The sequence below is a fragment of the Acidovorax sp. A79 genome (assembly GCF_041154505.1).
Classification (GTDB): domain Bacteria; phylum Pseudomonadota; class Gammaproteobacteria; order Burkholderiales; family Burkholderiaceae_C; genus Acidovorax.
Genome location: NZ_AP028672.1, coordinates 1,005,001 through 1,020,091, shown reverse-complemented (window position 1 = coordinate 1,020,091; position 15,091 = coordinate 1,005,001). Strand labels below are relative to the sequence as shown.

Annotated in this window: 15 protein-coding genes; all 15 read left to right on the top strand. The window is 61.5% G+C overall.

Features of this window, described 5'->3' with window-relative positions:
• The first annotated feature begins 23 nt into the window (after positions 1-23).
• The 15 genes from pilW (at position 24) to ACAM51_RS04585 (ending at position 15,066) form a co-directional block, all read left to right on the top strand.
• Positions 24-857 carry a type IV pilus biogenesis/stability protein PilW gene (gene pilW, locus ACAM51_RS04655; protein WP_369642856.1) on the top strand — a complete coding sequence of 278 codons (834 nt, stop codon included), beginning with the start codon at positions 24-26 and terminating at the stop codon, positions 855-857.
• Positions 858-876: 19 nt separating this feature from the next.
• Positions 877-1,761 (top strand): helix-turn-helix domain-containing protein, encoded by an 885-nt coding sequence (locus ACAM51_RS04650; protein ID WP_369642855.1) that lies wholly within the window; start codon positions 877-879, stop codon positions 1,759-1,761.
• Between the two features lie 20 nt (positions 1,762-1,781).
• Positions 1,782-3,041, top strand: a complete 1,260-nt coding sequence (gene ispG, locus ACAM51_RS04645; protein WP_218340302.1) for a flavodoxin-dependent (E)-4-hydroxy-3-methylbut-2-enyl-diphosphate synthase — start codon at positions 1,782-1,784, stop codon at positions 3,039-3,041.
• Between the two features lie 153 nt (positions 3,042-3,194).
• Positions 3,195-4,460, top strand: coding sequence for a histidine--tRNA ligase (gene hisS, locus ACAM51_RS04640; protein WP_218340303.1), 1,266 nt, complete (start codon positions 3,195-3,197; stop codon positions 4,458-4,460).
• A 14-nt stretch (positions 4,461-4,474) separates the two neighbouring features.
• Entirely contained in the window at positions 4,475-5,161 is a 687-nt protein-coding gene (locus ACAM51_RS04635) for a YfgM family protein (protein ID WP_369642854.1), read from the top strand.
• A gap of 2 nt (positions 5,162-5,163) precedes the next feature.
• Entirely contained in the window at positions 5,164-6,330 is a 1,167-nt protein-coding gene (gene bamB / locus ACAM51_RS04630; protein WP_255591125.1) for an outer membrane protein assembly factor BamB, read from the top strand.
• A 13-nt stretch (positions 6,331-6,343) separates the two neighbouring features.
• The gene (der, locus tag ACAM51_RS04625) at positions 6,344-7,687 is read left to right on the top strand and encodes a ribosome biogenesis GTPase Der (RefSeq protein ID WP_218340263.1); all 1,344 of its coding nucleotides are present in this window, start codon (positions 6,344-6,346) and stop codon (positions 7,685-7,687) included.
• A 105-nt stretch (positions 7,688-7,792) separates the two neighbouring features.
• Positions 7,793-8,047 carry an RNA chaperone Hfq gene (gene hfq, locus ACAM51_RS04620; protein ID WP_218295353.1) on the top strand — a complete coding sequence of 85 codons (255 nt, stop codon included), beginning with the start codon at positions 7,793-7,795 and terminating at the stop codon, positions 8,045-8,047.
• Between the two features lie 69 nt (positions 8,048-8,116).
• Positions 8,117-9,286, top strand: coding sequence for a GTPase HflX (hflX, locus tag ACAM51_RS04615; protein WP_369642853.1), 1,170 nt, complete (start codon positions 8,117-8,119; stop codon positions 9,284-9,286).
• A gap of 54 nt (positions 9,287-9,340) precedes the next feature.
• The gene (gene hflK, locus ACAM51_RS04610) at positions 9,341-10,714 is read left to right on the top strand and encodes an FtsH protease activity modulator HflK (RefSeq protein ID WP_369642852.1); all 1,374 of its coding nucleotides are present in this window, start codon (positions 9,341-9,343) and stop codon (positions 10,712-10,714) included.
• Between the two features lie 9 nt (positions 10,715-10,723).
• A complete protein-coding gene (gene hflC, locus ACAM51_RS04605; RefSeq protein WP_218295350.1) occupies positions 10,724-11,635 on the top strand; it encodes a protease modulator HflC in 912 nt (303 codons plus the stop codon).
• A 34-nt stretch (positions 11,636-11,669) separates the two neighbouring features.
• On the top strand, positions 11,670-11,852 hold the full coding sequence (locus ACAM51_RS04600; protein ID WP_369642851.1) for a DUF2065 domain-containing protein: 183 nt from the start codon (positions 11,670-11,672) through the stop codon (positions 11,850-11,852).
• An 89-nt stretch (positions 11,853-11,941) separates the two neighbouring features.
• Entirely contained in the window at positions 11,942-13,090 is a 1,149-nt protein-coding gene (locus ACAM51_RS04595; RefSeq protein WP_218295348.1) for an ATP phosphoribosyltransferase regulatory subunit, read from the top strand.
• A gap of 27 nt (positions 13,091-13,117) precedes the next feature.
• On the top strand, positions 13,118-14,494 hold the full coding sequence (locus ACAM51_RS04590) for an adenylosuccinate synthase (RefSeq protein WP_369642850.1): 1,377 nt from the start codon (positions 13,118-13,120) through the stop codon (positions 14,492-14,494).
• A 47-nt stretch (positions 14,495-14,541) separates the two neighbouring features.
• On the top strand, positions 14,542-15,066 hold the full coding sequence (locus tag ACAM51_RS04585) for a phosphoribosyltransferase (RefSeq protein WP_369642849.1): 525 nt from the start codon (positions 14,542-14,544) through the stop codon (positions 15,064-15,066).
• The last annotated feature ends 25 nt before the right edge of the window (positions 15,067-15,091 follow it).

Below are 15,091 nucleotides of genomic sequence, written 5' to 3'. Positions count from 1 at the left end.
GGCATACTTCAAGGAGGCTCTACATGGTGGGATTGGTTGGAAGCTGGCAGCAACTTGGCCTCTGGACACTCACGGCATGTGGCGTGCTCGCATGCATGTCCGTACTGCAGGGGTGTGCGACCAACAACAGCATGTCCACCGTGGATACCAATGCGGGATTGGTCACTCCGTCCGATGAGCCTGAAACGCGGCGCCGTGCCCGCATTCGCCTGGAGCTTGCATCCAACTATTTCGAGAACGGCCAGACCGCCGTGGCGCTTGATGAAGTCAAGCAGGCGCTGGCGGCCGATCCCACGTATTCCGACGCCTTCAACCTGCGCGGCCTCATCTACATGCGGCTGAACGATTTTGCGCAGGCGGACGACAGTTTTCGCAGGGCGCTGGCGCTCAGGGGGAACGATCCCAACCTGTTGCACAACTACGGCTGGTTGCTTTGCCAGCAGCAAAAGTACGCAGAAGCCGACCAGCAATTCGGGCGGGCGCTGGCCAATCCTTCCTACACCGCGCGCAGCAAGACACTCATGGCACGCGGGCTTTGCCAGTCGGGGGCCGGTCAGTTCGCCGAAGCCGAGCAGTCACTGCTCAAGGCCTATGAACTGGATGCCGCCAACCCCGTGGTGGGCTACCACCTGGCTGCGCTTTTGTTGCGGCGCAACGAGCTGACCCGCGCCCAGTTCTATATCCGGCGGCTGAACAACAGCCAGTTTGCCAACTCCGAGTCGCTGTGGCTCGGAATCAAGGTGGAGCGTGGCCTGGGTGACTCCGTGGCCATGAAGCAGCTGGCGGAACAGTTGCGCAAGCGTTTCCCGGATTCGCGGGAACTGGGGGCATACGAGCGTGGGGCTTTCAATGAGTGAGGTTCTGGAGAGTGGTGGAATGACGGCGGGTGGATTGCTCAGGGAAGCGCGGCAGGCATCCGGCATGCACATAGCCGCCTTGGCCGTGGCGCTGAAGGTGCCGGTCAGCAAGCTGGAGGCGCTGGAGGCCGACAACTACGAGGCGCTGCCTGATACGGTGTTTGTGCGGGCGCTGGCATCCAGCATCTGCAGGACACTCAAGCTCGATCCTGCGCCCGTCCTGTCGCTGTTGCCGCAAAGCAAGAGTCCGCGTCTGGCCACGGACAGTGCCGGTCTCAATGCACCCGTGAAGGGCGGTTCTGGCAAGTCGTCTTCGTCTTCGGCGTCCTTTTCGGGATCCACTTCGCGGTCCGTCACCTTGGTGGTGCTGGCGCTGCTGGTGGGAGCTCTCGTGCTTGTTTTCTTTCCCCGCCAGCAGGACGGGACGACGAGCACGACAGGCGCAGTGCAGGCACCTGCCCCGGTGACGGCCGCTCCTTCGGTCATCGCGGAACCTCAGGCCAGCCCCGCACCCACAGAAGTATCGAGTGCCGCGACCGGCGTTGCCGAGCGCAAGCCGGAGAGCCCCGCGCCAGTTGCGGCGGGGCGCCCCGATGCAGCCGCGCCCGCGGCTGCCAATGGTGTTGCATCGGCCCCGGTGGCGGCCGCCAGCGCAGCCGCACCCCCCGCAGGTGCGCTGGTGCTGCGCGCGCGCAGTGAATCCTGGGTGCAGGTGCGGGACTCCGCAGGCGCGGTAGCGCTGCAGCGCAATCTGGTCGCGGGCGAGTCGGTGTCGGTCGCCGGGTCGATGCCTTTGGCGGTTGTCATCGGACGCGCGGACGTGACGGAGGTCTTCGTGCGCGGAAAGCCTTTCGACCTGACGACTGTGTCGCGTGAAAACGTTGCTCGCTTCGAGGTGAAATAGTGGAACAGGTATCTGGTGATATGGGGCCCATTGCGATTGCATCCCCTTTGCCTCGGCGCTCACGCCAAGCCAGGATCGTGTGGGGATCCCGTGTCGTGACGGTGGGCGGCGATGCGCCCGTGCGCGTGCAATCCATGACAAATACCGATACGGTGGATGCCATCGGCACGGCCATACAGGTCAAGGAGCTGGCGCAGGCGGGTTCGGAGTTCGTGCGGATTACCGTGAATACCCCCGAGGCCGCGGCGGCGGTGCCCTATATCCGGGAACAGCTGGACCGGATGGGGGAAAGTGTGCCGCTCGTGGGGGACTTTCACTACAACGGGCACCGGCTGCTCACGGATTTTCCCGATTGCGCACAGGCGCTGTCCAAGTACCGCATCAATCCGGGCAATGTCGGCAAGGGTGACAAGAGGGACCGGCAGTTTGGCCAGATGATCGATGCCGCCATGCGGTGGAACAAGGCGGTGCGCATCGGGGTGAATTGGGGCAGTCTCGATCAGGATCTGCTGGTGGACCTGATGGACGCCAACAGCCGCCGGGCCTCGCCCTGGGAGGCGCGCCAGGTCATGTATGAGGCGCTCATCACGTCGGCCATCGAGTCCGCCCGCCGGGCCGAGCAGATGGGGCTGGATGGCAATCAGATCATCCTGTCGTGCAAGGTCAGTGGAGTGCAGGATCTGATTTCCGTCTATCGTGAGCTCGCACGCCGCTGCGACTATGCGCTGCATCTGGGGCTGACGGAGGCGGGCATGGGAACCAAGGGCACGGTAGCGTCGGCAGCCGCGCTGTCGGTTCTGCTGCAAGAAGGCATCGGCGATACCATTCGCGTGTCCCTGACGCCCCAGCCCGGGGAGGCGCGCACGCAGGAGGTGGTGGTCGCCTCCGAGATATTGCAGGCGTTGGGTCTGCGTATGTTTGTCCCCAGCGTCACGGCATGCCCGGGCTGTGGCCGCACCACAAGCACGACCTTTCAGGACCTGGCCAAGCAGATCGACGATTTTCTGCGTGCCCAGATGCCCGTATGGCGGGTTCGGTATCCCGGCGTCGAGAATCTGCGCGTCGCCGTGATGGGGTGCATCGTCAACGGTCCTGGCGAAAGCAAGCACGCAGACATCGGCATCAGCCTGCCCGGTACGGGTGAGGCGCCTGCGGCCCCTGTGTTCATTGATGGCGAAAAGGCCCTGACTCTGCGCGGCGAGAACATTGCCAATGAGTTCCATCAGATCGTCGAGCAGTACATTGAAAAGCGTTTCGGTGCCGCGGTTCCCGCCGCCTGACCCGCTGCATCCGCGCCGACAGCCCTTGCTTGGCCTCCGCAGTGGGGCCGCAAGGAAGCTCTCTCAAAATAATTGGATAAGAAAAGAACAGCTGTGAGTAACGAAAAAAGCGCCACCTCGCCCAAGCCGGAAAAGCTGGTGGCCGTGAAAGGCATGAATGACATCCTGCCTCCGGAATCTGCCCGCTGGGAGTGGCTGGAGGCCAAGGTCCGGGGCCTGATGGCGCGCTACGCCTACCGCAATATCCGCACACCGATCGTCGAGCCCACGCCGCTTTTTGTGCGGGGGCTCGGCGAGGTGACCGATATTGTTGAAAAAGAGATGTACTCGTTCGAGGACCGTCTCAATGGCGAGCACCTGACCCTGCGCCCCGAGGCGACGGCAGGCGTCGTGCGCGCCGTGGCCGAGCATTCCATGCTGTACGACGGGGGCAAGCGCCTGTACTACATGGGGCCCATGTTCCGCCACGAGCGTCCGCAGCGCGGGCGGTATCGCCAGTTCCATCAGATTGGCGCCGAGGCGCTGGGTTTTCCGGGCGCCGAAGTCGACGCGGAACTGATTTTGCTGGCCCAGGGGCTGTGGCGTGAACTGGGGCTTCAGAATGTGCGGCTGGAGCTCAACAGCCTGGGCGAGCCCCATGAACGCAAGGCCCATCGTGCTGCGCTGATCTCGTACCTCGAGCAGCATGCCGATGTGCTGGACGAAGAAGCACGCCGGCGTTTGCACAGCAACCCCCTGCGCATTCTGGATACCAAGAACCCCGCCATGCAGGCCATCGTGGAGGCCGCACCTCGGTTGATCGATTTCCTGGGGCCGGAGTCGCTCGCGCATTTCGACGCAGTGAAGTCCATCCTGAGTGCCAATGGCGTCGCATGGACCGTCAATCCGCGCCTTGTCAGGGGCATGGACTACTACAACCTGACCGTGTTCGAGTTCGTCACCGACCAATTGGGCTCGCAGGGCACGATCTGTGGCGGCGGCCGCTACGACTACCTGATCGGTCAGATTGGTGGCAAGGCTGCGCCAGCGGTGGGCTGGGCGCTGGGGGTTGAGCGTGTGCTCGAACTCCTCAAGGAGCAGGCCAGCGCATTGCCGGCGCTGGCTCCCGATGTGTATGCGGTGATTCCCTCGGCGGCGGCGTTGCCGGTGGCGGTGGCGGCCATCGAGCGCCTGCGGCAGCTTGGCGTCAGTGTGCAGATGCATGCTGCGCCCGCAGGCGGTGAAGGAATGGGCAGCATGAAGTCCCAGTTCAAGAAGGCAGATGCGAGCGGCGCGCTGCATGCACTGGTCTTTGGCGACGATGAGCTCTCCCGAGGGATGGTTGTTGTCAAGTCCTTGCGCGATGGTGTCGGAGCGCAGGCCGAGCAACCGCTGGACTCACTGGTCGAATGGGTGTCCCACCTACAATCCAACCGCTAAACAGAACATATTCCATGGCAAATCACCTAGATCTCGAAGAACAAGAACAGCTTGACCAGCTCAAGCATTTCTGGAACACCTGGGGCACGCTCATCAGTTCGGTACTGATTCTGGTGGCGGGCTCCCTGGTTGCGTGGAACGGATACCAGTATTGGCAAAACCGCCAGGCGAGCCAGGCCGCGGCGCTCTTTGATGCCGTGGACGTGGCTGCCCGGACGGGGGATCAAGCGCGCATGGCGCAGGCGTTTGCCGACCTCAAGGCCAAGTATTCGGGCACTACGCAGGCCAGCCAGGCCGGCCTCGCGCTCGCCAAGACGATGGTGGATGTCGGCAATGCCGATGGCGCGAAAGAAGCGCTGGCCTGGGTGGCCGCCCAGTCAGGGGATGATGGCCTCAAGGCGCTGGCCAGGTTGCGCTTGGCCAGCGTGCTGATGGACCAGAAAAACTACGATGAGGCGCTCAAGCAGGTGTCTGGCAGCACTCCCCTTGAGTTTGAAGCGGTGTTCGCAGATCGCAAGGGTGATATCTATTCCCTGCAGGGCAAGCGCACAGAGGCGATCGCGGAGTATGCGAAGGCATACAAGGCCTTCGAGGAGAGTGTGGAGTATCGGCGCCTCGTGGAAATCAAGCTTGGTGCCCTGGGGGTCTCGCCGCAGGGTATCGCGGTGGCTGCGGCTGCTCCTGTGGAAGGGGTGAAATAACCATGGCGTTCATTTGTGCAAACAACACGCCGGGCGGGCGGATGCTGCTGCGTGGCGTTTCGTCCGCGGTGCTGGTCGCCACGTTGGCCGGGTGTTCGCTGTGGAGTGGCAGCAGCTCCAAACCCGTACCTGCCGATCTGGGGGCCAATGTCGCTGTCCTGGGTGTGCGGCAGGCATGGACAGCGCGCATCGGCAACGTCGGAGGATTTCCGCTGGAGGTCCACTCCGCAGGCAATGTGGTGACCGTGGCATCCGCTGACGGCGTGGTGGCTGCGATCGATGCGCGCACCGGTGGAGACGTATGGCGCACCGCACTGGCCGAGCCCTTGTCCGCGGGTGTGGGAAGCGATGGAAAGTCTGCGGCTGTCGTGTCCCGCAGCAACACGTTGATTGTTCTGGATGCCGGCCGTGAGCGATGGCGGCAATCCCTGGCTGCGCAGGTATTCACGCCCCCCCTGGTTGCTGGCGGGCGTGTCTTTGTGCTGTCGACGGATCGGTCGCTGGCCGCCTACGATGCTGTGACGGGGCGCAAGCTCTGGAGCCAGCAGCGCCCTGGAGACCCCTTGGTCTTGCGCCAAGCCGGCGTGCTCCTGGCTGTGGGAGATACCTTGGTGGCGGGTTTTGCCGGCCGCCTTGTGGGCTTGAACCCGGACAACGGCAGCGTTCGCTGGGAGGCGCCGCTGGCCAGTTCGCGCGGTACCAATGATGTCGAACGCCTGGTGGAACTGGTCGGCCGTACCAGCCGGGTAGGGGACTCCGTCTGTGCACGGGCCTTCCAGTCGGCTGTGGGTTGCGTCAATACGGCCAGAGGCGCGGTGGCCTGGACGCAGCCGGCCAGTGGAGCCGATGGAGTGCACGGCGATGGCGAAGCGCTGTTCGGGGCCGAGAGCAATGGCACGGTGATTGCGTGGCGCCGCAGCGACGGCTCACGCCTGTGGGCGACGGACAGGCTCAAGCACCGCAAACTGACAGCGCCTTTGCTGCTGGGGCGCTCGGTGGTGGTCGGGGACGATGCAGGCCTCGTTCATCTACTTTCCCGTGCGGACGGTTCTCCGCTTAACCGCATTGCCACCGATGCATCCGGCATAGCTGCGGCGCCTGCTGTCGCTGCCGATACGCTGGTGGTGGTCACGCGAAACGGTGGCGTCTACGGATTCCGTCCTGATTGATGGATCTTATTCAATGAAGCCAGTTATCGCCCTCGTCGGGCGTCCGAATGTCGGCAAGTCCACGCTTTTCAACCGTCTGACCAAGTCTCGCGACGCCATCGTGGCGGATTTCGCCGGGCTGACGCGAGACCGGCATTACGGCAATGGCAAGCAAGGCAAGCACGAGTACATCGTCATCGATACAGGGGGCTTCGAGCCTGATGCATCGAGTGGCATCTACAAGGAGATGGCCAAGCAGACGCAGCAGGCCGTTGCCGAGGCGGATGTGGTCATCTTCGTGGTCGATGCACGTGCCGGCGTTTCTGCGCAGGACCATGACATTGCAAACTACCTGCGCCGCCTTGGCAAACCCTGTGTGCTGGTCGCCAACAAGGCGGAGGGCATGCTGGAAGGCGTGCAGCTAGCAGAGTTTTATGAGCTGGGGCTGGGCGAGGTGTATCCCGTGTCCGCGGCGCATGGGCAGGGTATCCGCAGTCTGGTTGATATCGCCCTGGAACCCCTGCAGCTTCCTGAGCCGGACGACTCCGAGACCGGCTCCGACAAGAGCATCATCAAGCTTGCCGTCGCAGGGCGGCCCAATGTCGGTAAATCGACGCTGATCAACACTTGGCTTGGCGAGGAGCGCCTTGTCGCGTTTGACATGCCGGGCACGACCCGGGATGCCATCACCGTGCCATTCGAGCGCAATGGCCAACGCTTCGAGCTGGTCGATACGGCGGGGTTGCGCCGCAAGGGCAAGGTGTTTGAGGCGATCGAGAAATTTTCGGTCGTGAAGACTCTCCAGGCCATTGAATCGGCCAACGTGGTTCTGCTGCTGCTGGACGCGACCCAGGGGGTCACGGATCAGGATGCGCACATCGCAGGCTACATCCTTGAAAGCGGCAGGGCCGTGGTGGTGGCTGTCAACAAATGGGATGCCGTGGACGACTACCAGCGCCAGTTGCTGGAACGGTCCATCGAGACCCGGCTCGCCTTTCTGAAGTTTGCCTCGATGCATTTCATTTCCGCCAAGAAGCGGCAGGGGCTGGGGCCGCTGTGGACGTCGATCGCCCAGGCGCACAAGGCGGCAACCTGCAAAATGTCCACGCCGGTGCTTACACGCCTGCTCCTGGAGGCTGTGCAGTTCCAAAGTCCCAAGCGAGCAGGCATGTTCCGCCCCAAGATGCGATATGCACACCAGGGGGGCATGAACCCGCCGGTGATCGTGATCCATGGCAATTCGCTCGAACATGTCACCGATGCCTACAAGCGCTTCCTGGAAGGACGCTTCCGCAAAGAGTTTGATCTGGTGGGCACGCCGCTGCGGATAGAAATGAAAACCTCCCACAATCCTTTTGCCGACAAGGACGAGGCCTGATCCAAAGGCTGGAGCCCTGAAGGGCCATGCACTACCAGCCCGATTTGCCCTTCGGGCTGTGGTAAGGTGCTGGTTTACAACAACATTTTGAACACGGAGAATATCGTGAGCAATAAAGGCCAGCTTTTGCAAGATCCCTTCCTCAACGCGCTGCGTCGGGAGCATGTTCCTGTTTCCATCTATCTGGTGAATGGAATCAAGCTGCAGGGGCAGATCGAGTCATTCGACCAGTATGTGGTGTTGCTGCGCAATACAGTGACCCAGATGGTTTACAAGCACGCTATTTCCACCATCGTGCCAGGTCGCGCCGTCAATTTTTCCACCGCCGACACCCCTGATGCAGATAGCAGCAACGCTTGAGTTGTTGTTTCTGAACCGGTCTTCGCTTCTTGCACGGATGGTGCGAGAAGGCTATCTGATTTGCATGCGATGACATCTTCGCGCGTGGACGGCACCCCGGTGCTGCTGGTGGGGGTGGACTTTGGTTTTCCCCATTTTGATGGCGATCTCGAGGAATTGGGCCTGCTCGCACAGACGGCGGGTATGAACCCGGTTGGCCGCCTGACATGCAAACGCAAGGCCCCGGACGCGGCCTTGTTTGTCGGAAGTGGCAAGGCAGACGAAATTCGCACTGCGGCACAGATGCACGGTGCGGTAGAGGTGCTGTTCGATCAATCGCTCAGCCCAGCCCAGCAACGTAACCTGGAGCGTCACCTTGAGCTTCCAGTCAACGACCGCACGCTGCTGATTCTGGAGATTTTTGCCCAGCGCGCCCGCAGCCATGAGGGCAAGCTTCAGGTGGAGCTCGCGCGACTGCAGTACCTCAGCACCCGCCTCGTGCGTCGATGGTCTCACCTGGAGCGTCAGACGGGTGGGATTGGCGCACGTGGTGGCCCTGGCGAGAAGCAGATTGAACTCGACCGCCGGATGATTGGCGACGCCGTCAAGCGCACCCGCGAGCGTCTTGTCAAGGTCAAGCGGCAGCGGTCCACCCAGAGGCGGCAACGGGAGCGGCGCGACACCTTCAATATTTCATTGGTCGGCTACACCAATGCGGGCAAGTCCACCTTGTTCAATGCGTTGGTGAAGGCCCGTGCCTATGCCGCAGACCAACTGTTTGCCACGCTGGACACGACAACGCGCCAACTGTATCTGGGCGCTGCAGGACGATCAGTGTCCCTCTCCGATACGGTTGGATTCATTCGGGACCTACCCCATGGCCTGGTGGATGCATTCCAGGCGACGTTGCAGGAGGCCATTGATGCGGATCTGCTGCTTCATGTGGTGGATGCCTCCAATCCGGGCTTTCCGGAGCAGATGGCGCAGGTCCAGAAGGTGCTGCATGAGATCGGGGCTGCGGATATTCCTCAGATACTGGTGTTCAACAAGCTGGATGCTCTGCAGGCGGAGCAACGTCCCCCGCTTCTGGAGGATCAGTACGATGTGGATGGGCAATTGTTCCAGCGCCTGTTCGTGAGCGCGCGCTCCGGCGAAGGGCTGGACACGCTTCGCCAGGCGCTTGCATCCAGGGTGGTGATTGCGGCTCAAGAAGGCATGACCCCTGGTGCCGCCATTGAATTGCCAGGGTCCGAGCCCTGATTGGGCACAATGCCAGCATTACCGATGCCATCCAGAGAACCAGAGACTTTGCGCATGAATTTCCAAAATCGCACCCTACGCTGGACTTCGCTGCCAGCACGTATTCGGGGCATGTTCAACCTGAACGATCCCCGGTGGGGACGCGGCGAAGACAACAAGTCCGATGATGGCGCACGCCCAGAGGACCGCCCCGCTCCCCCGCCTTCGGGAAACCGGGGGGGTGACCAGCGCCCGGGCAATGGGCAGCCGCCGGATCTCGACGAACTGTGGCGCGACCTGAACCGGAAGCTGGGCGGATTGTTTGGATCCAAGAACGGTGGCGGGCGCGGGCCGGGCAACGGTGGCGGTTCGGGCGGCGGGTTCCAACCCGACATGAAGAGCGCAGGCGTTGGTGTGGGGCTGATCGCCGGGATTGTGTTTGTCATCTGGATGGGGACAGGGTTCTTCATCGTCCAGGAAGGCCAGCAGGCCGTGATCACTCAGTTTGGCAAATACAAGAGTACGGTGGGCGCGGGTTTCAACTGGCGATTGCCATACCCCATCGAGCGCCACGAGCTTGTTTTCGTGACCCAGATTCGCTCCGCCGACGTGGGCCGGGACAGCGTCATCAAGAGCACCGGCCTGCGCGAGTCGGCCATGCTCACCGAAGACGAGAACATCGTCGAGATCAAGTTTGCGGTGCAGTACCGCTTGAGTGATGCGCGTGCCTGGCTGTTTGAAAGCAAGAATCCGTCGGATGCAGTGGTACAGGCCGCCGAAACGGCGGTTCGCGAAGTGGTAGGAAAGATGCGCATGGATACGGCCCTGGCCGAAGAGCGTGACCAGATTGCACCGCGGGTCCGTGCGCTCATGCAAACCATTCTTGACCGCTACAAGGTCGGTGTCGAAGTTGTTGGAATCAATCTGCAGCAGGGGGGGGTGCGTCCACCTGAACAGGTGCAGGCGTCGTTTGACGATGTGCTGAAAGCAGGGCAGGAGCGCGAGCGGGCCAAGAACGAAGCGCAGGCATACGCCAATGATGTCATCCCGCGTGCAGTGGGCTCTGCGTCGCGCTTGAATGAGGAGGCGGCAGCTTACAAGGCGCGGATTGTTGCGCAGGCGCAAGGCGATGCGCAACGCTTCTCTTCCATTCTGGCGGAATACCAAAAATCGCCTCAGGTGACCCGTGACCGCATGTACCTGGAGGCCATGCAGCAGATTTACGGCAATGTGACCAAAGTGCTGGTCGAGTCGCGCCAGGGCTCCAATCTGCTGTATCTGCCCCTGGACAAGATCATGCAAGGCGTGGCGAGCGGAGCAGGGCCTCTGGATGCTCCGGCTGCCGCTGCGCCCGCGCCGGCGGTGGTGCCTGCCGTGCCTTCGTCCACTTTTTCGAATGACCCCCGAGCGCGTGACAGCAGTCGCACACGCGATCGTGAATCTCGCTAGGAGCTGCTCGTGAACAGAGTCGGATTTATTGCATCTACCCTCCTGGTGGTGCTGGCCCTCATGAGCTCCATGCTTTTCGTGGTGGACCAGCGCCAGTTTGGCGTGCTTTACGCGCTGGGGCAGATCAAGGAAGTGATTACCGAGCCGGGCTTGAATTTCAAGCTGCCGCCGCCTTTCCAGAATGTGTCGTATATCGACAAGCGTCTTCTGACGCTGGACAGCAGCGATACAGAACCCATGCTGACGGCTGAAAAACAGCGTGTGGTCATCGACTGGTATGTGCGCTGGCGCATCTCCGAACCCACGGAGTACATCCGCAATGTGGGGTTGGACGAAAGCGCCGGGGCCATGCAGCTCAATCGGGTGGTGCGCAATGCCTTTCAGGAGGAAATCAACAAGCGCACTGTCAAGGAACTGCTGTCTCTCAAACGCGAGGCGCTGATGGCAGATGTGAAGCGCGAAGTGCTCGAGACCGTTCGCGGGGCCAAGCCCTGGGGTGTGGACGTGGTGGATGTGCGCATTACCCGCGTCGACTACGTGGAAGCCATCACGGAATCGGTCTACCGGCGCATGGAGGCTGAGCGTAAGCGTGTCGCCAATGAACTGCGCTCCACAGGGGCGGCCGAGGGCGAAAAAATTCGGGCGGATGCAGATCGTCAGCGTGAGATAGCGATTGCCAATGCTTACCGCGATGCCCAGAAGATCAAGGGTGAAGGCGATGCTGAAGCAGCGCGCATCTACGCCGAGGCTTTTGGCCGGGACCCACAGTTTGCCCAGTTCTACCGCAGCCTGGAGGCATACAAGTCCAGCTTCAACAAGAAGACCGACGTGATGGTCCTCGATCCCTCGTCTTCGGAATTCTTCAAGACTTTCCGAGGCGGAACCTCGGCCACGGCGCCTGCTGCCGCGGCACGCAAGTGAGTTCCACCGCCCTGGTTGTTGGTAGCTTGCCGCAGTGACTTTTGACAGCCTTTGGACGGCTCTGGCCCTCGTGCTGGTGATTGAAGGGCTATTGCCCTTCCTATCGCCACAGGGCTGGCGGCGTGCGGTCTCCCAGATTGCACTGCTGCAGGATGGCCAGATACGTTTTTTCGCATTGCTGGCCATCGTTGCCGGTGTTGCCGTGCTGTGGTTCTGACCTGGGCTTGGAGTCCTGGCGGTGGAGTCTCTCGGGCCTTCGCTCTCCTCCCGGTAGAATCACGGTTTTAACAGCCTCCCCTTTTCTCCATGTCTGCTTGGGTCCTTCCGGATCACATTGCCGATGTCTTGCCGTCCGAAGCGCGGCACATCGAAGAATTGCGTCGCGGGCTGCTTGATACAGCCCGTTGTTATGGCTATGAGCTGGTGATGCCTCCTTTGCTGGAGCATCTCGAATCCTTGCTGACAGGTACTGGCGAGGCGCTCGACCTCCAGACCTTCAAGCTGGTGGATCAGCTCTCCGGGCGTTCCATGGGGCTGCGGGCGGACACCACCCCCCAAGTGGCCCGCATCGATGCGCACCTGCTCAATCGCAAGGGGGTTGCTCGGCTGTGCTATTGCGGCCCCGTACTGCACACCCGGCCTGACCGTCCCCATGCCACACGCGAGCCCCTGCAGTTCGGCGCGGAGATATACGGGCATGCCGGGCTGGAGGCGGACCTCGAGGCTTTGCAGTTGGCCCGGGAGTGCCTGCGGGTTGCGGACGTTCGTGGCACGACGATCGACCTGGGGGACGTGCGGATTGTGCGCAGCCTGCTGGCTGGCGTGCCGCTGAATGCCCAGGTGTTGAGTGCCATCCATGCCGCGCTGGCTGCAAAGGACGCTGGCGAATTGGTGTCTTTGACCCGCGCTTTCCCCGAGAAGTCTCGCAAAGGTTTGCTGGCGCTGCTGCAGCTGTATGGAGATCAGGCTGTGTTGGATGAGGCTGAAAAAGCGCTCAAGCACTTTCCCGACATTCCCCTGCTGCTATCAAATTTGAAATGGCTTGCTACCCGGTTGGAGGGGGCTACCGTGACGTTTGATCTGGCCGATTTGCGTGGTTATGCGTATTACAGCGGTGCACGTTTCGCGATCTATGCACCGGGTGCAAGCGATGCGTTGGTCCGAGGCGGGCGCTATGACGAAGTGGGGGCCGTGTTCGGCAGAAACCGCCCCGCGGCAGGGTTCAGCTTGGATCTCAAGCAAGTGGTCGGCGTAGTGTCGCCGCGTGCGTTGAAGGCGGCGATCCGAGCCCCATGGGAGGAGTCGGATGAGGTCAATGCGGCCATCGCCAAACTCCGCAAGGCGGGTGAGACGGTGGTCTGCGTTCTGCCGGGGCATGAGAGCGAAGTGGACGAGTTCCACTGCGACCGGGAACTGGTGCAGGTTGCGGGCCGGTGGGTCGTGCAGGCTGTTTGAGCAATTGAAAATTGAATTGGGTTTGAGATGAAAGCAACCAAAGGTCGCAATGTAGTGGTGGTCGGGACCCAGTGGGGTGACGAAGGCAAGGGCAAACTTGTTGATTGGCTGACAGAGAGTGCCCAAGGCGTGGTCCGTTTTCAAGGCGGGCACAACGCTGGCCATACGCTGGTGATCAATGGGGTCAAGACTGCGTTGCACTTGATTCCCAGCGGCATCATGCGACCCGGGGTGAAGTGCTACATCGGCAACGGCGTCGTGCTGTCGGCTGCCAAACTGTTCGAGGAAATCGAAGGCCTTGAGAAGGCGGGTGTCGAAGTGCGGTCACGCCTGCGCATCAGCGAGGCCTGTCCCTTGATCCTTCCTTTCCATGCTGCCATCGACGTGGCGCGTGAAGCCGCGCGCGAGCAGGGCGGTACGGAGAAGATTGGAACAACAGGGCGGGGTATTGGTCCCGCGTACGAAGACAAGATTGCCCGCCGCGCACTGCGGGTGCAGGACCTGAAATACCCAGAGCGGTTTGCAGCCAAGCTGCGTGAGTTGCTGGACCTGCACAACCATACCCTCACGACGTACCTCCGCTCCGGCTCGTTCGTGTTTGGTGATGCGCTCAAGCCGTACATCCAGGATGGCAAGGTTCAGTTTGACGTGGTCTATGCAGAGGCGATGCGCCATGCCGAATTGCTCAAGCCCATGATGGCCGATGTGTCACGTGAATTGAACGATGCTCACCGCGAAGGCGCCAATCTCCTGTTCGAAGGTGCACAAGGTACGTTGCTGGATGTGGACCATGGCACCTATCCCTATGTCACGTCCAGCAACTGCGTGGCCGGCAACGCAGCGGCGGGATCCGGCGTGGGGCCTGGCATGCTGCATTACATCCTTGGCATCACCAAAGCGTATTGCACCCGCGTAGGCGGGGGGCCATTTCCCACCGAGCTGGACTGGGAAGTGCCAGGTACGCCGGGTTACCACATGAGCACGGTGGGTGCTGAAAAGGGCGTGACTACTGGACGCAGCCGCCGCTGCGGCTGGTTTGATGCCGCATTGCTCAAGCGCAGTGCGCAGGTCAATGGCCTCTCTGGCTTGTGCATCACCAAGCTGGACGTTCTGGATGGCCTCGAAGAACTGTTGCTTTGCACGGGATATGAGCTCGATGGCGAACGCATTGATCTGTTGCCCATGGGGGCCGAAGACATCGCCCGCTGCACCCCTATCTACGAGACATTGTCAGGGTGGGGTGACTCCACCGTTGGTGTGACCGACTATGCCAAGCTCCCGGAAAGTGCCCGGCGCTACCTGGAGCGCATCGAGCAGGTGACAGGTGTGCCGATCGACATGATTTCTACTAGTCCGGATCGGGATCACACCATCATGATGCGCCACCCCTATGTCGCAGGCTGATTGCCTTTGACCCTCGCCTCTACAGCTATACATCCAGGAGCCATTTCATGTTGACCGAAGACGGCAAACACCTCTATGTCAGTTATGACGAGTATCACAGCCTCATCGAGAAGCTGGCCCTCAAGGTGCATCAGTCGGGATGGAAGTTCGACACGATCCTGTGTCTTGCACGGGGCGGGTTGCGTCCCGGCGATATCCTGAGTCGTATCTTCGACAAGCCCCTGGCCATCATGTCCACCAGCTCCTACCGTGCTGAAGCCGGCACCGTGCAGGGGCATCTGGATATCGCTCGCTTCATCACCACTCCCAAGGGTGAGATCGCCGGTAAGGTGCTGTTGGTCGATGATCTTGCGGACTCCGGCCACACTCTGCATGCCGTGATCAATATGTTGAAGACCAACTATGCTCCGATCACCGAACTGCGCAGTGCGGTGATCTGGACGAAGGGCCTGTCTACGTTCTCTGCAGACTACTCTGTGGAATTTCTGCCGACAAACCCCTGGATTCATCAGCCCTTTGAAGGCTATGACAGCCTGAGCCCCGACAAGTTGCTCGAGAAGTGGCGTGTGTAGAGAGGGCTGCGAATTCTGAAATTTC